At 63.9% G+C, this 23446-nt stretch carries 23 protein-coding genes; 12 read left to right on the top strand and 11 right to left on the bottom strand.

What is annotated here, in order from left to right:
* Nucleotides 1–126 precede the first annotated feature (126 nt).
* Both hrpB and QMX78_RS08170 read left to right on the top strand, forming a co-directional pair.
* Complete coding sequence (gene hrpB / locus QMX78_RS08165) at nt 127–2739, top strand: ATP-dependent helicase HrpB (RefSeq protein WP_282268295.1); 2613 nt, start codon at nt 127–129, stop codon at nt 2737–2739.
* 318 nt (nt 2740–3057) lie between these two features.
* Nucleotides 3058–3414 (top strand): hypothetical protein, encoded by a 357-nt coding sequence (locus QMX78_RS08170; protein ID WP_282268299.1) that lies wholly within the window; start codon nt 3058–3060, stop codon nt 3412–3414.
* Between the two features lie 92 nt (nt 3415–3506).
* Here the strand turns inward: QMX78_RS08170 and QMX78_RS08175 are convergent, their stop codons facing one another.
* The 8 genes from QMX78_RS08175 to QMX78_RS08210 form a co-directional block, all read right to left on the bottom strand.
* The gene (locus QMX78_RS08175; protein WP_282268301.1) at nt 3507–4622 is read right to left on the bottom strand and encodes a CoA transferase; all 1116 of its coding nucleotides are present in this window, start codon (nt 4620–4622) and stop codon (nt 3507–3509) included.
* Nucleotides 4623–4638: 16 nt separating this feature from the next.
* Nucleotides 4639–5817 (bottom strand): CoA transferase, encoded by a 1179-nt coding sequence (locus tag QMX78_RS08180; RefSeq protein WP_282268303.1) that lies wholly within the window; start codon nt 5815–5817, stop codon nt 4639–4641.
* A 389-nt stretch (nt 5818–6206) separates the two neighbouring features.
* Nucleotides 6207–7376, bottom strand: coding sequence for an acyl-CoA dehydrogenase family protein (locus QMX78_RS08185; RefSeq protein WP_282268305.1), 1170 nt, complete (start codon nt 7374–7376; stop codon nt 6207–6209).
* A 9-nt stretch (nt 7377–7385) separates the two neighbouring features.
* Entirely contained in the window at nt 7386–7904 is a 519-nt protein-coding gene (locus QMX78_RS08190; protein WP_057634054.1) for a MaoC family dehydratase, read from the bottom strand.
* Nucleotides 7905–7992: 88 nt separating this feature from the next.
* Complete coding sequence (locus QMX78_RS08195) at nt 7993–8847, bottom strand: CoA ester lyase (RefSeq protein WP_282268315.1); 855 nt, start codon at nt 8845–8847, stop codon at nt 7993–7995.
* A complete protein-coding gene (locus QMX78_RS08200) occupies nt 8844–9710 on the bottom strand; it encodes a polysaccharide deacetylase family protein (RefSeq protein ID WP_282268317.1) in 867 nt (288 codons plus the stop codon). The genes QMX78_RS08195 and QMX78_RS08200 overlap by 4 nt, the downstream gene beginning before the upstream one ends.
* A 126-nt stretch (nt 9711–9836) precedes the next feature.
* Complete coding sequence (locus tag QMX78_RS08205) at nt 9837–10679, bottom strand: SDR family NAD(P)-dependent oxidoreductase (RefSeq protein ID WP_282268319.1); 843 nt, start codon at nt 10677–10679, stop codon at nt 9837–9839.
* 20 nt (nt 10680–10699) lie between these two features.
* A complete protein-coding gene (locus tag QMX78_RS08210) occupies nt 10700–11008 on the bottom strand; it encodes a hypothetical protein (protein WP_282268320.1) in 309 nt (102 codons plus the stop codon).
* Nucleotides 11009–11148: 140 nt separating this feature from the next.
* On the opposite strand from QMX78_RS08210, the gene QMX78_RS08215 reads away from it, so the two are divergent.
* From QMX78_RS08215 to prpB, 6 genes are all read left to right on the top strand, one after another.
* Nucleotides 11149–12387 (top strand): MFS transporter, encoded by a 1239-nt coding sequence (locus tag QMX78_RS08215; RefSeq protein ID WP_282268321.1) that lies wholly within the window; start codon nt 11149–11151, stop codon nt 12385–12387.
* A 27-nt stretch (nt 12388–12414) separates the two neighbouring features.
* Entirely contained in the window at nt 12415–13089 is a 675-nt protein-coding gene (locus tag QMX78_RS08220) for an isochorismatase family protein (protein ID WP_282268322.1), read from the top strand.
* A complete protein-coding gene (locus QMX78_RS08225; protein WP_282268323.1) occupies nt 13086–14021 on the top strand; it encodes a polysaccharide deacetylase family protein in 936 nt (311 codons plus the stop codon). Before QMX78_RS08220 ends, QMX78_RS08225 begins: the two co-directional genes overlap by 4 nt.
* Nucleotides 14018–14938 carry a polysaccharide deacetylase family protein gene (locus QMX78_RS08230; RefSeq protein ID WP_282268326.1) on the top strand — a complete coding sequence of 307 codons (921 nt, stop codon included), beginning with the start codon at nt 14018–14020 and terminating at the stop codon, nt 14936–14938. Before QMX78_RS08225 ends, QMX78_RS08230 begins: the two co-directional genes overlap by 4 nt.
* 64 nt (nt 14939–15002) lie before the next feature.
* Nucleotides 15003–16682, top strand: coding sequence for an electron transfer flavoprotein-ubiquinone oxidoreductase (locus QMX78_RS08235; RefSeq protein WP_282268328.1), 1680 nt, complete (start codon nt 15003–15005; stop codon nt 16680–16682).
* 28 nt (nt 16683–16710) lie between these two features.
* Nucleotides 16711–17595 carry a methylisocitrate lyase gene (gene prpB, locus QMX78_RS08240; RefSeq protein WP_282268330.1) on the top strand — a complete coding sequence of 295 codons (885 nt, stop codon included), beginning with the start codon at nt 16711–16713 and terminating at the stop codon, nt 17593–17595.
* 206 nt (nt 17596–17801) lie between these two features.
* On the opposite strand, the gene QMX78_RS08245 is transcribed toward prpB, so the two are convergent.
* The gene (locus tag QMX78_RS08245; RefSeq protein WP_282268331.1) at nt 17802–17990 is read right to left on the bottom strand and encodes a hypothetical protein; all 189 of its coding nucleotides are present in this window, start codon (nt 17988–17990) and stop codon (nt 17802–17804) included.
* A gap of 239 nt (nt 17991–18229) precedes the next feature.
* Between QMX78_RS08245 and QMX78_RS08250 the strand changes: the two genes are divergently transcribed.
* The gene (locus QMX78_RS08250) at nt 18230–18625 is read left to right on the top strand and encodes a c-type cytochrome (RefSeq protein WP_282268332.1); all 396 of its coding nucleotides are present in this window, start codon (nt 18230–18232) and stop codon (nt 18623–18625) included.
* A gap of 8 nt (nt 18626–18633) precedes the next feature.
* Here the strand turns inward: QMX78_RS08250 and QMX78_RS08255 are convergent, their stop codons facing one another.
* Both QMX78_RS08255 and QMX78_RS08260 read right to left on the bottom strand, forming a co-directional pair.
* Nucleotides 18634–19410 (bottom strand): glucose 1-dehydrogenase, encoded by a 777-nt coding sequence (locus tag QMX78_RS08255; protein WP_282268333.1) that lies wholly within the window; start codon nt 19408–19410, stop codon nt 18634–18636.
* Between the two features lie 110 nt (nt 19411–19520).
* On the bottom strand, nt 19521–21434 hold the full coding sequence (locus QMX78_RS08260; RefSeq protein WP_282268334.1) for a prolyl oligopeptidase family serine peptidase: 1914 nt from the start codon (nt 21432–21434) through the stop codon (nt 19521–19523).
* Nucleotides 21435–21737: 303 nt separating this feature from the next.
* Here QMX78_RS08260 and QMX78_RS08265 point away from each other — a divergent pair, with 303 nt between their 5' ends.
* The 3 genes from QMX78_RS08265 to QMX78_RS08275 all read left to right on the top strand — a co-directional run bounded on the left by QMX78_RS08265 (nt 21738) and on the right by QMX78_RS08275 (nt 23445).
* Nucleotides 21738–22169, top strand: a complete 432-nt coding sequence (locus tag QMX78_RS08265) for a c-type cytochrome (RefSeq protein ID WP_282268335.1) — start codon at nt 21738–21740, stop codon at nt 22167–22169.
* A gap of 68 nt (nt 22170–22237) precedes the next feature.
* Nucleotides 22238–22729, top strand: a complete 492-nt coding sequence (locus tag QMX78_RS08270) for a VOC family protein (protein ID WP_282268336.1) — start codon at nt 22238–22240, stop codon at nt 22727–22729.
* Nucleotides 22726–23445 carry a hypothetical protein gene (locus QMX78_RS08275; protein WP_282268338.1) on the top strand — a complete coding sequence of 240 codons (720 nt, stop codon included), beginning with the start codon at nt 22726–22728 and terminating at the stop codon, nt 23443–23445. Before QMX78_RS08270 ends, QMX78_RS08275 begins: the two co-directional genes overlap by 4 nt.
* The last annotated feature ends 1 nt before the right edge of the window (nt 23446 follow it).

The raw sequence follows: 23446 nt of genomic DNA on the forward strand, positions 1-23446 counted from the left end.
GCGCAGCGCACCCGGGGGCGTTTCGCGGATTCGTCGGATGCCATGCGCAGAGCCCCGGGTGCGCTGCGCTTACCCGGGCTACGGTTGCCAGCGACGCATCTAGCGCGCGGCTTCTACAATGCTGCAATGGCAATAGCATTCCCCATCACTCCGCTGCTCCCCGACATCCTCCAGCAGCTGGCCGCGCACACGCGGCTGGTGCTGGAAGCACCGCCCGGCGCCGGCAAGACCACGCAGGTGCCGTTGGCGCTGCTGGATGCGCCGTGGCTGCAGGGCGGCAAGATCATCATGCTGGAACCGCGCCGGGTAGCCGCGCGCAGTGCCGCCACCTTCATGGCCAAGCAGCTGGGCGAACCGGTCGGCGAAACCGTCGGCTACCGCATCCGCTTCGAGAACAAGGTTTCGGCGCGTACCCGCATCGAGGTGGTCACCGAAGGCATCCTGACCCGCATGCTGCAGGACGACCCGCTGCTGGAGGGCGTGAGTGCACTGCTGTTCGACGAATTCCACGAGCGCCATCTGTCCGCCGATCTCGGCCTGGCGCTGGCGCTGGACGTGCAATCGCAACTGCGCGACGACCTGCGCATCGTGGTGATGTCGGCCACGCTGGATGGTGAACGGCTGGCGCAGTTCCTGGATGCGCCGCGGCTGTCCAGCGAAGGCCGCAGCTATCCGGTGGAGATAAGTCATTTCCCGGCACGGCGCGACGAGACGTTGGAAGCCCAGGCCCGGCGCGCGGTGGAACAGGCGCTGGCCGAGCATCCTGGCGACGTGCTGGTGTTCCTGCCGGGGCAGCGGGAGATAGCGCGGGTGCAGGCCGCTCTGAGCCCCTCCCCCTCCGGGGGAGGGGTTGGGGAGAGGGTAGGTGGCGCAGCCACCCGCACGGTCCAATTGCACGAGGCTTCGCCCGCACCCTCATCCGGCGCTGCGCGCCACCTTCTCCCGGCGGGAGAAGGATATGAGGTGCTCCCCCTCCACGGCGAGCTGCCGATCGAACAACAGAGCCGTGTGCTGCAGCCCGGTCCCGACGGCCGCCGCCGGGTGGTGCTGGCCACCAATGTCGCCGAATCCTCGGTCACCCTGCCCGGCGTGCGGGTGGTGATCGACGCCGGCTTGGCACGCGAGCCGCGCTACGACCCCAACAGCGGCTTCTCGCGACTGGATGCGGTGGCCATCTCGCAGGCTTCTGCCGACCAGCGCGCCGGTCGTGCCGGCCGCGTTGCTTCCGGTTGGGCGTGGCGGCTGTGGCCGCAATCACAGCGGCTGGAGCCACAGCGACGTCCGGAGATGGCGCAGGTGGAACTGGCCGGTCTGGCACTGGAACTGGCGGCCTGGGGCAGTGACGATCTGCGCTTCGTCGATCCACCGCCCAGCGGCGCCTTGTCGGCCGCGCGCGAACTGCTGCAGCGCTTGGGCGCCTTGAGCGCCGACAACACCATCACCGCGCTGGGCAAGCGCATGCTGTCAATGGGTACACATCCGCGTATGGCGGCGATGCTGCTGTCTGCAGGCAATCCGCGCGAGCAGGCGTTGGCGGCAGACCTTGCAGCACTGTTGGAGGCACGTGATCCGCTGCGTCAGAGCGGTGATGCGCTGGCCGCGCGTTGGCGTGCACTGGCAGCATTCCGCAATGGCCGCGCACCATTCGATGCCAATCGTGGCGGACTGGCCGCCATCGACGCGGCCGCCAAGCAATGGCGCCGCCGCCTGCGCTGCGATACCGCGCCGCCAACGGATATCGAAGCGCATGAACTCGGCGACCTGCTCGCCCACGCCTTCCCCGATCGCATCGCCACCCAGCACCCGAACGACCCGCAGCGCTACCAGCTGGCCAATGGCCGCAGCGCACGCCAGTTCGACAACAGCGATCTGCGTGGCGAGCCGTGGCTGGTGATCAGCGAGCTACGCCACGATCCACGCGATGCCTTGATCCTGCGAGCGGCACCGGTGGATGAACAACGCCTGCGCCGTGACTTCCCCAACCGCTTCAAGACCCAGGACGTGGTGCGCTGGAACAGCGCAAAGCGCGCACTGGAAGCGCGTCGTGAAAGCAGCTTCGAGCGCATCGTGCTGGACAGCCGCCCGGCAGGACAGGTGGACCCAGCACGCGCCGCACGTGCACTCACCGATGCGGTACGCGAATTGGGCCTGGATGCTTTGCCATGGACCGAGAACCTGCAGCAGCTGCGTTGGCGGGTGATGGGCCTGCGGCACTGGATGCCGGAGCTCGAACTACCCGACTTATCCGATGCGGCGCTGTTGGAGACGTTGGACGATTGGCTGTTGCCAGCCTTCAACGGCAAGACACGCCTGGAAGCCCTGTCCGAGGAAGAGCTCGGCGAAGCGCTGAAGTCCGGCATCGACTGGAGCAAGCGGCAGCTGGTGGATCGTCATGCGCCGACGCGTATCAGCGTGCCTTCGGGGATGGAGCGACGCATCGAGTACGCGCTGGATGACGACGGCGTCGGCCCGCGCCCGCCGGTGCTGGCGGTGAAGTTGCAGGAGCTGTTTGGCCTGGCCGATACGCCGCGTATTGCCGATGGTCGCGTGCCCTTGCTGTTGCACCTGTTGTCGCCGGGTGGAAAGCCCTTGCAGGTGACCGGTGACCTGCGCAATTTCTGGCAGAACACTTATGCCGAGGTCAAGAAAGAAATGAAGGGGCGCTATCCACGGCATCCGTGGCCGGATGATCCGTGGAGCGCTACGGCGACGCATAGGGCGAAGCCTCGGGGGACTTGATTGGGGTTTGGGGTTTAGCAAAAGCAGAAGCAAGAGCGAGAGCACCCCTCCCCAACCCTCCCCTGCGCTGCGCGCAAGGGAGGGGGCAAAGCGGCGGCGCTGCATTTTGTCAGGTTGCCAGGACCCGCCCCCTCCCTTTGCCGCAGGCAAGGGGAGGGTTGGGGAGGGGTAGCTTTTGACGCTCGCCGTTGCCGTTGCCGTTGCCGTTACTTCAGCTTCAGCCTTCCACAACAACGCTCAACCCTTCCCGGCTAACATCCCGTACACGGCCCTCTGGTAAGAATGAGGGTCTGGCCCTCATCTACATGGAGTCCCCACATGAGCAAGTTCAGCGATATCACCGGCCCGGCACTGGAGCGTGCACTGGAACTGGTCAACAGCGCCGGTGGCAACATCAAGCACGGTGGTTCCAGCGCAGCCGAATGGCTCAAGACCGGTGCCGCCATTGGTGCGATGAAGACCGGCGGCCGTGCCGTCACCCGCGTCGCCAAGCGCAACCCCACCGCTACCGTTGCCGTTGCGGCTGTTGGCCTGGGCTTGATTGGCTATGCGCTGTACCGCAAGAACAAGCGCGACAATGAGGCCATCGAGGCCAAGTCGCGGCAGATCGCGCAGCGCCGCCGTCATGCGGCCAGCGTGACTGATGAGACCAGCGATATTGGTAGCGACGCCTGAGTTTTTTTGGGGGGGGTGCTTGAGGCAAGAGCTACCCCTCCCCAACCCTCCCCTGCGCTTTGCGCAAGGGAGGGAGCGGGTCCTGCAGCTTGCTAGAGACCTAGCTCGGCGAGCACGGCTGCGGTGGATTGACCGACTTCGTCCAGCTGCGGATTGATACGCCCCGGCTCGTTGGCGAACTTGATCGGTATGCCCAGGTGGGTGCCACCCTGTGCATCGGTCCAGACCATTTCGCGCGCACGTGTATGCGGATCATTGAAGGCTTCGGTCAGCGTTTTGACCGGTGCCCAGCACACGTCGATGTCGTGCAGGAACAGCGTCCACTCCACCAAGGTGCGGCGGGCAAAGGTTTCGGCCAGGAAAGCCTTGACCGGGTCCTGACCGCTGCCCGGTGGCAGATGGCAGAGATGGATCAGATCAGCGCGCCCGAGCGCGTTCAACAGGTTCTCGGCGAACTTGTGCTCGGCACCACCGAGTGCGATCCAGCGGTCGTCAGCACAGCGGTACAGCTTGTACAGCGCATTGCCGCCCCAGCTGCGCTCCTCCTTGATGACCGGATCGCGGCCGAGTGCGAACGGCGGGCCCAGCACGTTCGGCAACCACGCCATCAAGGCGTCCTGCATCGACAGATCGATGTAGTCACCCTCGCCGGTGCGCTCGCGGCGGAACAAGGCCATCAGGATGCCGTTGAGCGCCATCAGTGAGCCGGCCATGTCGGCCACCGGCATATGCGGCATCGCCGGCGTGCCGTCCGGCGCGCGATTCAGGCTGACCACGCCGGTGTCGGCCTGCATGGCGAGATCATGCGCGGGCCGGTTGACCTTGGGCCCGGTCTGGCCGAAGGCGCTGATCGAGCAGTACACCAGTTTCGGATTGATCGCCTTGCAGCTGGCATAGTCGATACCAAGACGCTGGGCCACACCGGGCCGGAACGCTTCCACCACCACATCCGCCCACTCGACCAACCTGGCGAAAGCGGCCTTGCCATCGGTGCTTTTCAGATCCAGCACGATGCAGCGCTTGCCGCGATGGGTATTGCGGAACCAGGTGGAAACACCGGCCTGCTTCAGTCCGACCTCGCGTACCGGCTCACCACTGGGCGGCTCGATCTTGATCACGTCGGCACCGTGATCGGCCATCACCATGGTCAGGTGCGGCCCAGGCAGGAACAGCGACAGATCGAGTACGCGTACACCTTCGAGTTTCATTTTCGACTCCGTTGCCTCATGCGCCGAGCAGGCGCGCGCGGTCTGCATCGTTGTAGCCCAGCTCGCGCAGCAATGCATCGGCATCGGCGTTGAGCGGCGGGCAGGCATTGCCACTCAGCCGCTGGCCATCGAGCTTGATCGGGTTGCGCAGCAGGCGTTGCGTGCCCTGTGCATGTTCAACGTCCTGCAACATGCCGACATCACGCACGTAGGGATTATCCAGCGCCTGGGCGATATCCAGTACCGGCGCGATCGGAATACGGCCGGCGAACTTCTGTGTCCAGTAAGCGGTGGGCTGGGTGCTGAGGATTGCGTCGACGAGCACGGTCAGCTCCTCGCGTACCTGGCGACGCTCGGCGAAGCTGGCGAAGCGCGCTTCTGCGGCCCAGGCGGGGCTGCCGATGCCTTCAACGAAGGTTTGCCAGAACTTCTCCAGCATGCACATCACCATCACCCATCCGTCGGCGGTGCGATAGACCTGGCACGGCACGGTGGATGGATGCGCACTGCGCGACAGGCGCTCGGTGCGGTGGCCTTCGTTGAGGTACCAGGTCGCCGGATAGCTGAGCTGGTGCAGGGCCACGTCGAACAGGCTGACATCCACATCGCGACCAAGGCCGGTGCGCATCGCGCCGATGATGGCGGCGAGCAGGCCCATCGACATCGTGGTACCGGTCATGAAATCAACCATGGACAGGCCGAAGCGTGCCGGCGGCGCGTCCGGTTCACCGGTCAGTGCCATGAAGCCGGCTTCGGCCTGCATCAGGTAGTCGTAGCCCGGCCATGCGGCGCGCTCATTGTCGCGCCCATAAGCGGACAGGTGGGCGCAGACGATCTTCGGGTTGAGCTTGCTGAGCGTGGCGTAATCCAGGCCGAGCTTGCCGGGTTGGTCACCACGCAGGTTGTTGAGCACGGCGTCGGCGCTGGCGACAAGCTTCTCGAAGACTTCGCGGCCTTCGGCGGCCTTCAGGTCCAGTCGCAGCGAGCGCTTGTTGAGATTGAAGGTCTGGAAGAACAGGCTGTCGCCCTCGCCCAGGAAGTACGGGCCGGTGGCGCGCGACACGTCGCCGCCCGGTTGGGATTCGATCTTGATCACTTCCGCGCCGAGGTCGGCCAGATGCATCGAGCCATAGGGGCCAGCACCGTACTGTTCGACGGCAAGGATACGCAGTCCCTGCAGGGGAAGGTCTTTCATGTGTGGCCTCTGGTTTTGAAAAAGCACCGCGGTGGTTGAGGACCGCGGTAAAGGGATGCTGCTGCGTCTACTTGGCTGTTGCTTTGGTTTTGGCTGTTGCTTTGGCTTTGGCTTTGGCTGTTGCTTTGGCTGTTGCCGTGGCTTTGGCTTCTGATCTATCCCTTCTCCCGCTTGCGGGAGAAGGTGCCCGAAGGGCGGATGAGGGGAGCTTTTGACTTCGCTCGTAGAGCTTCCCCTCACCCCAACCCCTCTCCCGCAGGCGGGAGAGGGGCTTTCAGACTTCAAACATCGCGTGTAAATCTGCCCTCACCCCAACCCCTCTCCCGCACGCGGGAGAAGGGCTTTGCGTCTGATGCATTTGTGAGAGGGGCTTTGGTCTGCTTTAGCCTTCAGATCTTGTTCCTGGCCACCAATTGCTTGGCGATGATGATGCGCTGCATTTCGTTGGTGCCTTCACCAATGCACATCAGCATGGCATCGCGGTGGAAACGCTCGATGTCGTACTCCACCGAGTAGCTGTAGCCACCAAAAATCCGCATGCCTTCCTGCGCGCAATAGGCGCCCGTCTCGGTGGCAAAGTACTTGGCCATGCCCGCTTCCATATCGCAGCGCTCGCCCTTGTCGTAGGCATTGGCCGCACTCTCGATCAACAGCTTGGAGGCTTCAACCTTGGCCGCCATCTCGCCCAGCTTGAGCTGGATGGCCTGATGCTCGGCGATCGGCTTGCCGAAGGTCATGCGCTCCTGCGCATAGCGCACCGACAGGCGCAGCGCGCCCTCGGCAATGCCACAGCCGCGCGCCGCCACATTGATGCGGCCCAACTCCAGACCACCCACCGCATGCTGGAAGCCCTGGCCTTCAACGCCGCCGAGCATGCAGTCTGCCGACACCTTGTAGTCCTGGAATACCAGCTCGCAGGTGTCGATGGCGCGGTAACCGGACTTCTTCAGCTTCTTGGCGACGATGAAGCCCTCGCCCTTCTCGGCAATGAACATGGTCATGCCCTTGTGGCGCGGCTGCGCCTCCGGGTCGGTCTTGACCAGCAGCAGCACCATGTCGCCATACATGGAGTTGGTGATCCAGGTCTTGGCGCCGTTGATCACGTAGTGATCGCCCTCGCGCTTGGCGACGGTTCGAATCGCCTGCAGATCGGTGCCGGCATTGGGCTCGGTCAAGCCCAATGCGCCACGCAATTCGCCGGTGGCCATGCGCGGCAGGTACTTGCGCTTCTGCGCCTCCGTGCCGCAGCGCTCGATGGCCGCAGCCATGATCAGGTGCGAGTTGAAGATGCCGGTCGGCGCCATCCATACCGACGACACCTTGATCACGATCTTGGCGTAGATGCGCGCCGGCAAACCCAGTCCGCCATATTCGGGCGAGATGGTGGCACCGAACAGGCCGAGGTCCTTCATCTCCTCGACCAGGTGATGCGGGTACTTGTCCTCCTGATCGTATTCCTGGGCGATTGGCGCAACGGATTTCTCGACCCAATGGTCGATCGAATCCAGCAACGCCTGCTCTTCCTCAGGGCCCCACAGCTGTTCCTGTTCGGTGCTCATCATTGCGCCTCAGTAATTGACCTTGTCTTCCACCGAATGGCCGCGCTTTGCGATCAGCATGGTGCGGTTGAAGGTGCAGACCAGCTTGCCGTCCTGATTGAAGCCGTCGGTACGGCAGGTGACGATGCCGGCACCCGGGCGCGACTTGGATTCGCGCTTTTCCAGCACTTCCGATTCGGCAACCAGGGTGTCGCCGACGAACAGCGGATGGGTCATCTTGATCTCGCTCCAACCAAGATTGGCCACGGCCTTCTGGCTGACGTCGGTAACGCTCATGCCGACCATCAGCGCGACGGTGAACGGCGAGCAGACGATGACCTTGCCGAATTCCGAGGCCTTGGCGTATTCCTTGTCGAAGTGCATCGGATGGGTGTTCATCGTCAGCAGGGTGAACCAGGTGTTGTCGGTCTCGGTGATGGAGCGGCCCGGGCGGTGCTCGTAGATGTCGCCGACATTGAACTCTTCGTAGTAGCGGCCGAAGGTTTCGCGGAAGCGGTTTTCGGAGATCTGCTTGACGTTCTGAACCATGACGATGTCCTTTTGGTGCGGGTTGGGCTTGCGCTGGGCGCAGCTTGGTCAAAGAGGGGGCGATCAGGCGTTCAATGGAGCGTTGCGGTCAGCCGGCGCGTACGCCGAGTGCACCGAGTGCGATTGCGCGTTCGGCGGCAATTTCGATCGGGCGATCCACCAGCTTGCCGTCGAGCTGGATGGCCTCGCCGCCGCTGGCTGCCAAGGCGGCGATCACGCGCTGGGCGCGCTCGTACTCGCCTGCGGTTGGCAGGTAGCGGCTTTGGATGGGATCGACCTGGGCCGGATGGATCGCCGCCTTGGCGGTAAAGCCAAGGTCGATCACGTGGTCGGTTTCATTGACCAGGCCGGCTTCGTCCTTGATGTCGAGGAAGGGCACGTCGAGACAACCAACGCCGGCTTCGGCGGCAATCGTCGCCAACTGTACGCGCGGATGGAAGAAGCTGTCCCAGCCGGCACGACCACGCAGCGCGACGATGTAGTCGAAGCCACCGAACATCAGCGCCTGCAGACGCGGAATGGCGTTGACCAGCGCGCGTGCATCCAGCAAGCCCTTCGGCGTTTCGATCTGCGCGATGAACACGGTGTCGATGCCAGCGAGTGCTGCATCGGCCTGTTGCAGTTCGGCCACGGTTTCGACTTTTGGCAGCATCACGAAAGCGGGATTCAAGCCTGACGCCGCCAATGCCTTCAGATCCGCTTGCCCCAGTTCGGTAGACAGGGGATTGATGCGCAGGCCGATTTCGCTACGGCTATCCTGCGCCTCCGCGAGAAACGCGAACAGCGAAGCACGCGCACTTTCCTTGTCCGCCGGAGCAACCGCATCTTCCAGATCGATGCAGATCTGGTCGGCACCGGTGGCCACCGCCTTGGCGTAGCGCTCCGGGCGCGAGCCCGGCACGAACAGCAGGCAGCGGCGCGGGTTGTTCAGTGCGGCGCTCATGGTGCAGCCACCTGTGAAGCAAAGTGTTCGGCGATCTGACGGCGCGTTGCGTACCAGGTGCCCGGCTTCTGCGCGACGTATTGCAGGAACTTCTCGAATGCGCCAATACGACCCGGGCGGCCGATGATGCGCAGGTGCAGGCCCAACGACATCACCTTGGGGCTGTGCTCGCCTTCGGCGTACAGCGTGTCGAAGCTGTCGATGGCGTAGTCCAGCCAGTCCTTGGGCAGGTAGGACGGCGCCACCCACATCTTCATGTCATTGGTGTCGAGCTGGTACGGCACAACGATCATCGGCCTGTCACTGCCGTCGACATCGCCCCAGAACGGCGCGTCGGCTGAGTAATCGTCCATGTGGTAGAGCAAGCCTTCTTCCTGCAACAGCCGGCGGGTGGAAGCCGTATGCAGGTAACGCGACAGCCAACCCACCGGGCGTGCGCCCGTTGTCTTCTCGATGCTGTCGGCAGCGTCGCGGATGAACTGGCGCTCCTGCTCCTCGTTGAAGCGGAACTGGTGGACCCAACGGTGACCGTGCGAGCAGACTTCGTGGCGGCTGCCACGCAGGTAATCGGCGATTTCCGGTGCACGCTCCAACGACACCGCCGCGGCGGTGTAGGTGCTGGTGACGTTGTACCTGTCCAGCAGCGCGGATACGCGCGCATGGCCTTCGTTGACGCCGTAGCGGTAGTTGGATTCGTTGCCGTAATTGCGCACCGGCTTGGACAAGGTCACGTGCAGCTCGTCCACCGGCTCGGTGATCTTGTCACCCTGGCCCACGTTGTACTCGGACAGCTCCTCAACATTGACGACCACGGACAAGGCCAGGCGTGCGTTGTTGGGCCACTGGTAGACGGGTTTGGACATGGTGGTCTCGGTGCGGTTATTGGTTGCGTGGTGGGGTTTACAGCGTTGCTTCTACTTCGTAGTTGCTTCGGTTCCATCGTTCCCGCGGCAGCAGGAGCGACGGACTGAAGGTCGCTCGGCACTGCCTCAATGGTTCTCCTCACCACCAGAGACGTTGATTGCCTCACCCGTGATGTAACCCGCGTCGTCCGAGCACAGGAACGCCGTGGCTGCGGCCGTATCCGAAGGCAGACCCGCGCGCCCTGCCGGAATGCGCGCACGCATGTCCGCCAGGTACTGCTCCACGCTCTTGCCCTGCTTCTCGGCGAAATATTCGTTCTGCCAAGCCCCGAGACCCGTGGTCACATGGTTCGGGCACACCGCATTGACGTTGATTCCATGCGCTCCCAACTCCAGCGCCGCGACGCGGGTCAAGCCGACCAGACCATGCTTGGACGAGCAGTAAGCCGCTGCATGCGGGAACGCCGACTTGGCCGCCTGCGAAGCGATGTTGACGATGCGGCCACCACCCTGGGCGATCATCTGCCGGCCGGCATGCTTGATGGCCAGGAAGGCACCGCGCAGGTTCACGCCCAGCACCGCGTCCCATTCCCTGGCATCGATGTCGACCAGCGACTTCATCAAATAGCCGATGCCGGCGTTGTTGACCAGTATGTCGAGGCGGCCGAAGCGCTCGACCGTGGCCTTGACCACCGCCTCCACCTGCGCCTCTTCCAGCACATCCAGGGCCATCGCCACGCATTCGCCACCGGTACTGGCAGCCAATTCGGCGGCGACCTGCGCCAGCTCCTCGTCGGTACCGACCGCAGTGACCGGCATCTCGGCGCCACGCACCTGGCCGATGTCGGTCAGCACCACCTTGCAGCCTTCCTGCAGCAGGCGGCGGGCAATGCCCTCGCCCAGGCCGGCGCGGCGACCAGCGCCGGTGATGAGTGCGACCTTGCCCTGCAATTCGGGGAAACGAGCCATGACCAATGTTCCTTGTGCGCTTACAGCGCGCTGGTGAGGATGAACAACGGATTGTCAGCGTATTGCTGGAACTGCGCTGCACCGGCCTGCACGGTCGGGTCGGCGAGGTCGGCGCCGAAGTCGGCCATGTCCGGAATGCGCATCAGCTCGATGTAGTCGTACGGGGAGCTGCCTTCACCAATCAACAGACCGCTGGCCTTGAGTACCTCGAACTTCTCCACCGACGGCAACGCATTGACCACCGGCAGGTCGCTGGCACGCGCCCAGGCCTCGTATTCCGCACGGCTGACGCCGGCTTTGAGGTTGAACAGGACGATCACGGTTTGCATGGCTTCCTCCCGGGTAAAAGACTGTGGCACACTTTGTCCGGACAAAGTGTAGGCATGCCATCCGCTCCCGGTCAACGTCGGCGGCGGAAATCCCCCACCGGCGTATCTACCTGCCGTAACCCAACTCTTGAGGTGCGTCGATGAAGTTGAAGCGTTATTACCCGTGGTTGATGGCGTTGATGGGGATGTTGGTGCTGCTGGTCTCCAACGGCCTGACCGTGACCGGCCTGACCGCTTTCGACGAATCCCTGCTCAAGGACTTCGGCTGGAGCCGCAGCGAGCTCAAGCTGCGCGACCTGATCACCCTGGTGCTGGCCGGCTGGATGGCGCCGTTCCTGGGTGCGCTGATCGACAAGGTCGGCCCGCGCAAGCTGGTGCTGGCCGGCATCGCGCTGCTGGCGGCGCTGTATGCGGCTTATGCACACATCCATTCGCTGGCCCACCTGTACTGGATCCACGTCGGCTTTGCCGCGGTGCTGGTCGCCGCCGGCCTGAATGTGGCGGTGATCTTCGTCTCGCAGTGGTTTGCCACCCATCGCGGCACCGCGATCGGCATTGCCCTGGTCGGTACCAGCCTCGGCGGCATGGTGTTCCCCAAACTCGGCGTGCAGCTGATGCAGAGCATGGACTGGCGCGCCGCGCTGCTGTGGGAAGCAGCGATTCCACTGGGCTTCCTGATCCTGGCCTTCCTGTTCGTGCGCAGCCCGCGCCCGGGTGGCATCCAGCCGTGGGGCGCTGACACCCTGGCCGCCAAGGCAGCCGCCGGCAAGCCTGCAGCGTCCTCATTGCCCGACCTGAGCTACCAGCAGGCGATGCGCACCCGCACCTTCTGGGTGCTGGCCTTCGTGGCGATGACCACCTTCTTCTCGATCATGGCGGTCGCGTCCAACCTGTTCCTGCACATGCGCGACCTCGGCTTTGAGCCGGCCACCGCTGGCAATGGTCTTGGCCTGATGTTCGGGCTGGCGATGGTGGGCAAGTTCATCTTCGGCTTCCTTGCCGATGTATTGCCGGCCAAGCGCGTGTTCCTGGTCAACCTGGGCATCATGGCCGCCGGCGCTTTGATCCTGGCGACGATGCGCGCCGACCTGATCTGGTACTCGCTGGCCCTGTTCGGGCTTGGCTGGGGTGGGCTGTACACGATGATCCAGCTGCTGGCGGTCAACGCCTTCGGCTTGGGCTCGGCCGGCAAGATCCTCGGCACCATCACCCTGCTCGATGCGACCACCGCCGGCCTCGGCATCTGGGTAACGGCCAAGATCTTCGATATCACCAAGAGCTACCACATCGCTTTCAGCCTGATCTGCGCGCTGATCGTGCTGGCCCTGCTGGCCGCAACGCTGGTGCGCGACGAACGGTCGCGCGTCTCGGCCACCTGATCCCCACTACTGCAACGGAGAGAGCCCATGCCCGTGATGGAAACGTCCAACCTCACCGCCCGCCAGTATTGGGAGCAGGTCAAGGCCAACCCCAACCGCGCCAAGTTCGGTTTCGGTGCGCGCCCAGCCATCGTCAACATCGATGTGCAACGCGCCTATACCGACCTGGCCGCGTTCAAGACCGCGTATGAGACCGACCCGCGCCAGATCGAGCACATCAATGCGCTGTCGGCGCAGGTGCGCGCGCTCGGCCTGCCGGTGGTGTGGACCTATGTGGCGTACCTGGAGTCGGGCGAAGACGCCGGCACCTGGGGCACCCGCACCAACACGCCGGACTCGCTGCAGAACATCAAGCACGGCTCCGAGCGCGCCCAGTTCGACCACCGCGCCGATGTGCAGCCGGGCGACATCGTCATGCACAAGCGCATGGCCAGCCCGTTCTTCGAAACCAACCTGTGGTCGCTGCTGACCTTCCACAAGATCGACACGCTGATCATCACCGGCGGATCGACCTCGGGCTGCATCCGCGCCTGCGTGATCGACAGCCTGTCGCGCGGCTACCGCAGCATCGTCCCGGAAGAATGCGTGGCCGACAAGCACGAGATCCCGCACTTCGCCAACCTCAGCGACATCATGCTCAAGTACGGCGACGTGGAATCGGTCGAGCACGTGGCCGCACAGCTGCAGGCCTTGCGCGCATGAGCGCCGCGCCGAAGTCCGATCCCGGTCTGTTTGATTACTGGCCCTATGACAGTCGGCCGAAGATCGAATGGCCGGGCGGTGCGCGCGTGGCTTTGTGGATCGCGCCCAACATCGAGTTCTACGAGTACGCACCGCCGGCCAACCCGCAGCGCAAACCATGGCCGCGTCCGCTGCCCGACATCCAGGGCTATGGCACGCGCGACTACGGCAACCGCGTCGGCCACCAGCGGATGATGCGGGTGATGGACCAGTACGGCCTGCGCGGCTCGGTATCGCTGTCCACAGCCATGCTCAAGCACCATCCGGAAGTGATCCAGATGGCGGCCGAGCGCAACTGGGAATTCTTCAGCCACGGCATCTACAACACCCGCTACACCTACGGCATGGACGAGGCGCAGGAGCGGGAGATGATCGCGCATTCGATGGCGCTGATCACCGAGCACACCGGCCAGCATTGCGATGGCTACCTGGCACCGGCGCTGTCGCATTCGGACGCCACCATCGACCTGTTCGCCGAGGCCGGTGGCCTGTATGCCTGCGACCTGTTCCACGACGACCAGCCAACGCCGGTGAAAACCCGCTCGGGCAAGCGCTTCGTGTCGGTGCCGTACTCGCTGGAGCTCAACGACACCATCGTCTACGTCACCAACAAGATCGAGCCGCGCCGTTACGGGCAGATGATCAAGGACGCCTTCGACCGCCTGTACGCCGAAGGCGAAAACTCCGGCACGGTGATGTGCGTGCCGCTGCACGCCTACCAGGTCAGCCACCCGCACCGCTTGGCCGCTTTCCACGATGCGATGGACTACATCTGCAGCCACGACAAGGTGTGGAAGGCCACCGGCCGCGAGATCGCCCAACACTATCTGGACAAGCACTACGACGATGCGCTGGCCTCGATGGCGGCGATCAATGCGGAGGACGCGGCATGAGCCTGGATCGCAGCTTCCTGGAGTACCCGCAGCTGCGCCATGGCATGGACCATGCGCGTTACAGCTGGTCGATGCTGGCCGAGCGCCCGGCCGTACGCTGGCCCGACGACAAGCCGCTGGCGCTGTGGATCAACCTGAGCCTGGAGCACTTCCCGCTCAACCCCAAGGGCGAGGGCTTCAAGCCGCACGGCGCAATGGTCATGCCCTACCCGGACCTGCGCCATTACACCTTGCGCGACTACGGAAACCGGGTCGGCGTGTTCCGCGTACTGGATGCGCTGGAAAAGTACGGTCTGCGCGCCAGCGCCGCGGTCAACGGCGAGCTGGCCGAGCGCTACCCAGCCCTGCTGCGTCGGCTCAAGGCGCGCAGCGCCGAGCTGGTCGCGCACGGCTGGAACATGGACAGCGTGCACTACGGCGGGCTGGACCCGGCGCGCGAAGCTGAATACATCCAGCGCAGTTTGGCCGCGCTGGCCCCGTATTCGGACGGCCCCATCCAGGGCTGGTTGTCACCGGCCAGATCGCAGTCCGAAAACACCCCGGAACTGTTGCAACAGGCCGGTTTGCAGTGGTTTGGTGACTGGATCAACGACGAGCTGCCCTACCCCTTCCAGACCGCCAACGGCCCGCTCACCGCACTGCCGTTGTCACTGGAATTGGAAGATCGCTTCATCGTCGGCGAAAATCTGCATGCCGAGGCCGAGTATGCGGACCAGATGGTCGATGCCTGCGATTTCCTGCTGGAGGAAGCGCAGCGCAGCGGACAGGGTCGCCTGCTCGCGCTCAACATCCATCCGTGGGTGATGGGCCAGCCGCACCGCATCAAGCACCTGGAACGCGTGTTCGCCCATCTGGCAGACAACGCAGGGCTGATCTGGAACGCTGCGCCTTCGCAGATCATCGCCGCCTCACGTTGAGGCGGCGGTTCCAGGCAACCGTCGTCGCCAGAAAACGCGCCGGCCTTTACCCAAGAGCCCTTGCATGAACACTGAAGCCAACACCGCCCTGCCGCCGCGCGAAGCGATGGAATTTGACGTCGTCATCGTCGGCGCCGGCCCTGCCGGTCTGGCCACCGCCATCCGCCTGCGCCAGCTGGCGGTCGAGAAGGGCCAGGAATTGTCGGTGTGCGTATTGGAGAAAGGCTCCGAGCCCGGCGCGCACATCCTGTCCGGCGCGGTCATGGACCCGCGCGCGCTCAATGAGCTGTTCCCGGACTGGAAGGAACGCGGTGCGCCGCTGCGGCAGGCCGTCACCCGCGACGAATTCCTGTTCTTGAATGAAACCGGCGCCAAGAGCACCCCGCACGCCCTGCTGCCGGAATGCTTCCACAACGATGGTAGCTACATCATCAGCCTGGGCGAAGTCAGCCGCTGGCTGGCGCAGCAGGCCGAGGCATTGGAAGTGTCGATCTTCCCGGGCTTTGCCGCCGCCGAAGTGCTGTACGACGAGAACGGCGCGGTGATGGGCGTGGCCACCGGTGACATGGGCATCCACAAGGACGGCACGCCGGGTCCGAACTACGAGCGCGGCATGGAACTGCATGCCAAGTACACGATCTTCGCCGAAGGCTCGCGTGGCCATCTCGGCCGCCAGCTGATCAGCAGGTTCAAGCTGGACGCCGGCAAGGACCCACAGGCCTACGGCCTGGGCATCAAGGAGCTGTGGCAGATCGATCCGGCCAAGCACGAGCCGGGCCTGGTGGTGCACGCCGCTGGCTGGCCGCTGGACAACGATACCTACGGCGGTGCCTTCCTGTACCACGCCGAAGGCGGCAAGGTTTCGATCGGCTATGTGGTCGGCCTGGACTACAAGAACCCGTGGCTGAGCCCGTTCGAGGAGTTCCAGCGCTTCAAGACCCACCCGGCGATCCGCAAGCACCTGGAAGGCGGCAAGCGCATCGCCTACGGCGCGCGTGCGATCACCGCCGGCGGCATCCTGTCGCTGCCCAAGACCGTGTTCCCGGGCGGCGCACTGGTCGGCTGCGAAGCCGGCTACCTCAACGTCAGCCGCATCAAGGGCAGCCACGCCGCGATCAAGACCGGCATGCTGGCCGCCGAGGCCGCGTTCGATGCGCTGGTCGCCGGCCGCTCGCGCGATGAGCTGAGCGCCTATCCGGAAGCCTTCGAGAGCAGCTGGCTGAAGGCCGAGCTGATGCAGGCCAAGAACTTCAAGCAGTGGTTCAAGAAGGGCCGCACCCTGGCCACGCTGATGACCGGCATCGAACAGTGGCTGCTGCCCAAGCTGGGCATCCGCAATGCGCCGTGGACCATCCACCGCACCAAGGCCGACCACGAGTGCCTGGAGCCGGCCGCCAGCCAGCCGAAGATCAACTATCCAAAGCCGGACAACGTGCTGACGTTTGATCGCCTGAGCTCGGTGTTCCTGTCCTCGACCAACCACGAGGAAGACCAGCCCAGCCACCTGACGCTGAAGGACGCCAGCATCCCGGTGAAGGTGAATTTGGCGACGTACGGCGGTCCGGAGGCGCGTTATTGCCCGGCTGGCGTCTACGAGTTCGTCGGCGAAGGCAGCGATACCTGCCTGCAGATCAACGCGCAGAACTGCGTGCACTGCAAGACCTGCGACATCAAGGACCCGACCCAGAACATCGTGTGGGTGACCCCGCAGGGTGGTGGCGGACCGAACTATCCGGCGATGTAAACGTCGCCATCAACCCACAGGAGTTTTGATGAGCATTGTCAGTCCAGGCGCCCGCTTCCGCGAAGCGCTAAAGCAGGAAAGCCCGTTGCAGATCCCCGGTGCGATCAACGCCAACCATGCGTTGCTGGCCAAGCGGACGGGCTTCCGTGCGGTCTACCTGTCCGGTGGCGGCGTCGCCGCCGGCTCGCTGGGCCTGCCGGACCTGGGCATCAACACCATGGACGACGTGCTCACCGACATCCGCCGCATCACCGACGTCTGCGACCTGCCGCTGCTGTCGGACATCGACACCGGCTTTGGTCCGAGCGCGTTCAACATCGCGCGCACGGTGAAGTCGCTGATCAAGGCTGGTGCGGCGGCCTGTCATATCGAAGACCAGGTCGGCGCCAAGCGTTGCGGCCATCGCCCCAACAAGGAAATCGTGTCGCTGGGCGAGATGGTGGACCGGGTCAAGGCCGCGGCCGATGCCAAGACCGATGCCGATTTCTTCCTGATCGCGCGTACCGATGCGATCCAGATGGAAGGCGTGGACGCGGCGATCGAGCGTTCGCTGGCCTGCGTCGAGGCCGGTGCCGATGGCATCTTTGCCGAAGCCTCGTATGACCTGGAGACCTACAAGCGCTTTGTCGATGCGGTGAAGGTGCCGGTATTGGCCAACCTGACCGAGTTCGGGCAGACGCCGCTGTTCTCGACCGAAGAGCTGGGTTCGGTGGGTGTTGCGATGTGCATCTACCCGCTGTCGGCGTTCCGCGCGATGAACAAGGCCGCGGAGAACGTGTACACCGCGATCCGTCGCGATGGCCACCAGCGCAGTGTGGTGGACACCATGCAGACCCGCGAGGAACTGTATGAGCGGATCGGGTATCACACCTTTGAGCAGAGTCTGGACAAGACGTTTGCTGCGAAGAAGTGATGATTTTTGGTGGGGGCTTTGAAGCTATGAGCCGGAAGGCCTGGAAGCTTAGAAGCTTGAAATGCCAAAAGCTCAAAAGCTGCCCTCACCCCTACCCCTCTCCCGTAAACGGGAGAGGGGATGACTTCGGGACGAATCTGCGTGGGCCGGCATTACTGACTTCGGCGTACTCCGCGAATTTTTTCCGCAGCCGAACACTCTCAAGCTCAATCGACGCTTTGAAGCATTTCGGCGTCTGAACGCGAAAAGCACAACGGGCAGATAAATTGCTTTCTACTTTGGCTTTCTGCTCTTGCATTTGGCTTTTGCATTTGGCTTTTGCATTTGGTCTTTGCCTTTGCCTCGGCTGCGGCTTTGGCTTTGCTTCGGCCTTTCCAACCGACGAAAGAAAGCATGAAATCTCCCTTCTCCCGCTTGCGGGAGAAGGTGCCCAACGGGCGGATGAGGGGGCTTCTGCTTCGGCTTCTGCTTCTGCTTCTGCTTCTGCCTCCGTTTTGCCTTTGCTTCAGCCATTCCTTCAAAGCTCTCCATCCACCCCAACCCGCCAAAAACTCAACCCCTTTGCCTCCCCTCCCAGCACCGGCCATCATTGCCAGCGCTGCATAGTCACAACCGCCAGCGCAATGAGAAAGCAATGTCCCGCCTGCCACTGATCGCCCTCGCCTGCCTGACGCTCAGCGCCTGCGGCCAGCGCGATGCCTTCAACCACTCGGCCAATGCCGATCCGCACCAACGCGAACTCGAACGTGCATTCGCCATCTGTGCTGGTTGCCACGACACCCGCGCCAACCTCGGCCACCGCGTTGGCCCCAATCTGCATGGCGTGATTGGCCGCAAGGCCGGCACCGCTGCGGGCTACAACTACTCCGAAGCAATGAAGGCCAGCAACATCACCTGGGATGCGCAGACCCTGGATGCCTTCATCAAGTCACCGACCAAACAGGTACCCGGCAGCAAGATGGTCAATGCCACGTCCGACCCGGCGCGTCGCCAGGCCGTGATCGAGTTCCTGTCCACGCTACCGGAATAGGCTGCGCATCAATCCAGCGTCTGCACACCGCCACCATTGACGAACAAGGTCTGGCCACTGACCCAGTTGGAGATCGGCGCGGCGAAGTACAACACCGCACCGGCAATGTCGTCCGCCTCACCCAGCCGCTTGATCGGCGTATGCGACAACATGCGCTGCTCGATCTCCGGCGTCAGCACCGTCGCCAAGGCATCCGTGCGCACCGCACCCGGCCCCACCGCATTGACCCGGATCCCGGCCGGGCCATAGTCATGCGCGAGGTTCGCGGTCATGTGATTGATCGCCGCTTTTGACGCAGCATAGGCACTGATCGCCGGGCTCCTGTTGATCGAGCTCATCGAGGACATGTTGATGATGGAGCCATAGCCCGCTTGCTTCATGTGCGGCGCACACAGCTGCGACAGCCGCCACGCACTGAATACATTGATCTGGAAGGGTCGCTCGAACTGCTCCGCGCTGATCTCGAACGGACTCTCGCGACCGGCACCACCGCCACCGGCGTTGTTGACCAGAATGTGGATGCCACCAAATTCAGCCGCCGTGCGCTCGACCACGCGAACCAGGTCTTCGTCCTTGAGCACGTTGCACTCCAGGGCCAAGGCCTTGCCACCGGCCGCGACAATCTCCGCTGCCACCTTCTCGGCAGCGGCAAGCTTCAGGTCGGCGATGGCGACGACCGCGCCATACGCCGCCAGCATCAGGGAACTGGCGCGGCCAATACCGTTGCCACCGCCGGTGACGATGGCCACTTTGCCAGCGAGATCGAAATGCGCTTGCGGGATCATGGTTACGTGCTCCTGTCCGGGCGATTCATCGATCCGGACACCATACACCCCGCCACCAGGGGCGGGGTGATGTGCGGCTTTCCGCGCGCGCGACCGGCGCCGGTGCAGGCTTACTGGCCGATATTCTTCGCCAGGAACGCTTCCAGCGCACGATAGAACGCCGCGCTGTTTTCATCGTTGTAGAAGCCATGGCCTTCGCCCGCCACCGCCATCCACTCGGGCGGCTTGCCGGCGGAGAGCAGCGCTGCACGCATCGCATTGGCCTGTGCAATCGGCGTGCGCTCGTCACGCTCACCGTGGGCGAGGAACACCGGCGCCTTGATGCTGGACGCAAGCGAGGTCGGCGAATTGGCCGCCAACTCCTCGTCGTTGCGTCCGATGACGCGCGTCAGGTAGTTCCGGCCAAAGGCGTTGTCCTTGATGTCGCCCTTCTTGTACATCATCTTCAAATCATAGACACCGGCCAGACCCACCGCACAGCGGATCAACTCCGGCTGCCGCGCGGCCAGCATCATCGCCGAGTACGCGCCGAAGCTTGCACCGTAGCTGCATACACGCGAGGTATCGGCAAGGCCCAGGGAAGCCGCATGGTTCAAGCCATCCAGCACGTCCTGTTGTATGCGCGTTCCCCACTGCAGGTAACCGAGCTCTTCGAATGCGTGGCCGCGGCCACCACTGCCGCGGTAATTGACCTGCACCACCAGATAGCCGCGATTCGCGAGGAACTGCGCGTCGTTGTCGTAGAACCAATCGTCACTTACCCCGTGCGGACCACCGTGCGGCAACAACACGGTTGGCAGCTTTCGGCCTTCGGTGTTGCGCGGAATGGTCAGTATCGCCTCCAGTTCCGTTCCATCACCGGCCTTGAAACGCACTGGGCGGCGCTCGGCCATCAGCGCTGGATCGATTCCCTCGCGGGGCGACAACACCTTCTCCAGCTTGTTGGTCGCACGCCGGAATACGTACCAGCTGCCGGGATCACGGTCGCTGGCCAGGTGCACCAGGACCGTCTGGCCATCGCGACTCACGTCGTCGAAGGTCACGTGCTGTGCCGGTAGCAGGTCCGCCAAGGCCTTGTGCAGTTCCGCCTCCGGCTTGCCCGGGTCGAAGTACTGCAACTGTGGACGCCCCGTCACCGGCGAGGCAGCAAACGGTACCGCCGGATCGCGCGTCCATTGCGACAAACCGACATTGCTGAAGCCATCCGCGAGCAGGGTGTCCCGGTCACTGCCGTCTGTAGTGCTGGATACCAGTGATACCGGCCCGTCGTTGCGACTGAAGCGCCCATACACGCGCTGGTTGTCGGCCGAGAACGCATAGGGCGTCCAGACGCCCCCGACTTTTTCCTGTGGGACCGGCTGCCAGCGCTGCCCGTCCTCGGAGGCGTACAGCAGGTAGTTGTCGTCATCGTCGCGCCCCCATGCGTAGCGCGCTACGCCATTGCGGTCGATCACGAACTCCAGGCTCGGCACATTGATGCTGGCAATCAACTTGAAGTTGGGACGTGGTCCCGCATCCACCAGATACAACATCGAGTTGGTGGGGTTGCGCTTGAGCTGACGCATGTAGAAGCGGTCATCATTGCCCTGGGCCACGCCCTCGATGAAACCGAAGCCACGGTCCAGGCCCGCGGCGGCATTCTGCTGCTCGTAGCCGTAGATATAGCGCTGGTTCTGTCCATCGAAATCGCTGGCGACGATCTCGCCCATCGGTAGCGGCTTTTCAAGCGAACCGTATTTTCTCCCCTTGGCGACTACCAGCCGTTTGTCGCTTACCCAGATGATCTGGTACGGGCTTTCAAAGCGCGGCAGGCGCAGCACCGCGGTGCGCTGCATGTCGCTCAGGCGCAGTATCTGCACCGCGTGGTTGCCTTCACCGAAGTCGGTGCCCATTGCCAGGTATTCGCCACTCGGCGACAGCGTCGGCATCGAGAACGGACTGGCCTTGGCAAACACCTCCACCGGCACCTGTTGCGCGGCTGCCGACCATGCCAAGCAAGCCAACAGCAACATGGATCGGAACATCGCTTTCCCTGCTTTTCCCATGACGCGTTCCCCAACGGTCTTATTCCTGAATGGGAGCCTATGTCATTTCCTCTTCGACTAGAAGAGCGCATTCGGGGGAGATTCGACAACCGCGAATCCGGGCAGGCGCAGGCCATGCAACCTTGCAGCTTTTCTTCGCGCCGGCATTCTGATATTTATTTGTCCGGACAAACATGCGCCCGTTGCATGGACGGCAAACGGGCCACAACTGCCCAGCCGACGCCGCCTCCTTCCAGCTGTCCGCTGTACTCCCGCCCTTCTGGTTTCCTGCAAGGTCCCGCCATGCGCTCCATGTTGATCATCGTCGCCTCATTGCTCGTCATTGGCTGCAGCAAACAACGCGAGCCGGCCGCCGCCAGTGCGCCTACCGCACCTCCGGTCGCGGCCGAAGCCCAGGCAGCGCCCGCCGCGACCACTACCGCAACCAGCGGCGAACAGGCATTCGCGATGTGCGCGACCTGCCACAGCCGCGATGCCGGCGCGCCGCAAAGGATGGGGCCGAACCTGCACGACCTGCTCGGGCGCAAGGCCGGCAGCAATCCCGGCTTCGATTACTCACCCGCCCTGCGCGCCAGCGACATCACCTGGGACGCCGCACAACTGGATGCCTATCTGGCAGCACCGACGAAGCGGGTGCCTGGTACACGCATGGTCATCGCCGTGCCCGATGCGGCGCGCCGGCAGGCGCTGATCGAGTATCTGTCGGCCCCCTGACGTCGTTCCTGCCAGCACGGCCACAGAACCACCGCCGATGGCACCCCTGCGCAGCAACGAGGAGTGACATGCACCTTCAGTTCGAGCGCTTCACCCTGTTCTGCCGCGACCTGGAAGCCTCACTGCGGTTCTACCGCGACACATTGGGCTTGGTAGTCGTCGAGGAAAAGGCCCTGGAAGGGCCGATGGCAGGTGGACTGCTACAGCTGCCCGCCTGCCGCATCCGCATCGCAATGCTCGCAGCCGAAATGGAAGCAGCGGTCATCGTCGGCCTGTTCGAGATCAGCCAGACCGCGCTGAACTCGCTTGCACCGCCGCTGGGCAAACCGGCCCACGGACAGGCTGCGCTGGTGCTGTCTACTGATCGCTTCGATGCGCTGCATTGCGCGCTGGGCGCAGCCGGCTACCGCTTCCTGACGCCGCCGCTTGCCTATCCCAAGCGGACCGCTGGCGCCCGCTCGCCAGCCGGTCTGTACCGCGAAATGATCGTCTACGACCCGGACCACGTGCCGGTGAGCATCCTGCAGATTGAACCGCTTCCCAAGGAGACCACGGCATGACCGGCATCGCTCGTTCCATCACCGGCAGCATCCAGTACACCAGCAACCAGAGCCACCGGCAGGGCGCCGAACGCGGCCGCGAAAGCTTCCGCCTGGACGTGCACCGCGACGGCTCGCGCGTGCTGGCCGCGCATTGCGAGATCGACGATGCGCCCGCCGTTGTACGCGACGTCAACCTGCGCGTGGATTCCAGCAACATGCCGCAGGAATGCTTCGTGCGCATCGCCGTCGGCGGCCAGTTCCGCGGCTCGGGGTGGTTCACCTTCAACGCCAGCGAGGCCCAGTGCGAATCCTCGACTACGGTGGAGGGACGCATCTGCCAGCGCTTCCCGCTGCAGTCGCCGCTACGGGCCTTCGGCAACCACGCCATCATCAACGATGCCTACGCGATGTCGCTCTACGACCTGGCACAGGGGCCGGGCAAGCAGCGCTTCTTCATGCTGCTGTCCTCGCCGGATCATCGTGGCGCCACCGGCCCAATGATCTACCCGGTGCAACTGGCCATTGAATACATCGGTGAGGAAGAGATCGATGTCATCGCCGGCCGCTTCAAGGCACGACACTTCCGCATCCTCGATGTCGGCATGCCGGAAGAGCACCCTGACTACGATCTGTGGGTAAGCGCCGATGAGCACTACACCCTGCTGCGCGCCAGCGTCACCGGCTATATGCAGACCGCCTACGAGCTGAGCAGCTATCACGTGCAGGAGCACTGAG

This window comes from Stenotrophomonas sp. PS02298 (assembly GCF_029959445.1).
Lineage (GTDB): Bacteria > Pseudomonadota > Gammaproteobacteria > Xanthomonadales > Xanthomonadaceae > Stenotrophomonas.

What these genes read in the sequence shown, in the direction of transcription:
- QMX78_RS08200 (WP_282268317.1), bottom strand. Translation starts at nt 9,710, where the DNA reads ATGTCCAAACCCGTCTACCAGTGGCCCAACAACGCACGCCTGGCCTTG.
- QMX78_RS08265 (WP_282268335.1), top strand. Translation starts at nt 21,738, where the DNA reads ATGCGCTCCATGTTGATCATCGTCGCCTCATTGCTCGTCATTGGCTGC.
- QMX78_RS08215 (WP_282268321.1), top strand. Translation starts at nt 11,149, where the DNA reads ATGAAGTTGAAGCGTTATTACCCGTGGTTGATGGCGTTGATGGGGATG.
- QMX78_RS08270 (WP_282268336.1), top strand. Translation starts at nt 22,238, where the DNA reads ATGCACCTTCAGTTCGAGCGCTTCACCCTGTTCTGCCGCGACCTGGAA.
- QMX78_RS08220 (WP_282268322.1), top strand. Translation starts at nt 12,415, where the DNA reads ATGCCCGTGATGGAAACGTCCAACCTCACCGCCCGCCAGTATTGGGAG.
- prpB (WP_282268330.1), top strand. Translation starts at nt 16,711, where the DNA reads ATGAGCATTGTCAGTCCAGGCGCCCGCTTCCGCGAAGCGCTAAAGCAG.
- QMX78_RS08175 (WP_282268301.1), bottom strand. Translation starts at nt 4,622, where the DNA reads ATGAAACTCGAAGGTGTACGCGTACTCGATCTGTCGCTGTTCCTGCCT.
- QMX78_RS08190 (WP_057634054.1), bottom strand. Translation starts at nt 7,904, where the DNA reads ATGGTTCAGAACGTCAAGCAGATCTCCGAAAACCGCTTCCGCGAAACC.
- QMX78_RS08170 (WP_282268299.1), top strand. Translation starts at nt 3,058, where the DNA reads ATGAGCAAGTTCAGCGATATCACCGGCCCGGCACTGGAGCGTGCACTG.
- QMX78_RS08250 (WP_282268332.1), top strand. Translation starts at nt 18,230, where the DNA reads ATGTCCCGCCTGCCACTGATCGCCCTCGCCTGCCTGACGCTCAGCGCC.
- QMX78_RS08205 (WP_282268319.1), bottom strand. Translation starts at nt 10,679, where the DNA reads ATGGCTCGTTTCCCCGAATTGCAGGGCAAGGTCGCACTCATCACCGGC.
- hrpB (WP_282268295.1), top strand. Translation starts at nt 127, where the DNA reads ATGGCAATAGCATTCCCCATCACTCCGCTGCTCCCCGACATCCTCCAG.
- QMX78_RS08195 (WP_282268315.1), bottom strand. Translation starts at nt 8,847, where the DNA reads ATGAGCGCCGCACTGAACAACCCGCGCCGCTGCCTGCTGTTCGTGCCG.
- QMX78_RS08185 (WP_282268305.1), bottom strand. Translation starts at nt 7,376, where the DNA reads ATGAGCACCGAACAGGAACAGCTGTGGGGCCCTGAGGAAGAGCAGGCG.
- QMX78_RS08230 (WP_282268326.1), top strand. Translation starts at nt 14,018, where the DNA reads ATGAGCCTGGATCGCAGCTTCCTGGAGTACCCGCAGCTGCGCCATGGC.
- QMX78_RS08245 (WP_282268331.1), bottom strand. Translation starts at nt 17,990, where the DNA reads ATGCTTTCTTTCGTCGGTTGGAAAGGCCGAAGCAAAGCCAAAGCCGCA.
- QMX78_RS08225 (WP_282268323.1), top strand. Translation starts at nt 13,086, where the DNA reads ATGAGCGCCGCGCCGAAGTCCGATCCCGGTCTGTTTGATTACTGGCCC.
- QMX78_RS08255 (WP_282268333.1), bottom strand. Translation starts at nt 19,410, where the DNA reads ATGATCCCGCAAGCGCATTTCGATCTCGCTGGCAAAGTGGCCATCGTC.
- QMX78_RS08235 (WP_282268328.1), top strand. Translation starts at nt 15,003, where the DNA reads ATGAACACTGAAGCCAACACCGCCCTGCCGCCGCGCGAAGCGATGGAA.
- QMX78_RS08210 (WP_282268320.1), bottom strand. Translation starts at nt 11,008, where the DNA reads ATGCAAACCGTGATCGTCCTGTTCAACCTCAAAGCCGGCGTCAGCCGT.
- QMX78_RS08180 (WP_282268303.1), bottom strand. Translation starts at nt 5,817, where the DNA reads ATGAAAGACCTTCCCCTGCAGGGACTGCGTATCCTTGCCGTCGAACAG.
- QMX78_RS08275 (WP_282268338.1), top strand. Translation starts at nt 22,726, where the DNA reads ATGACCGGCATCGCTCGTTCCATCACCGGCAGCATCCAGTACACCAGC.
- QMX78_RS08260 (WP_282268334.1), bottom strand. Translation starts at nt 21,434, where the DNA reads ATGTTCCGATCCATGTTGCTGTTGGCTTGCTTGGCATGGTCGGCAGCC.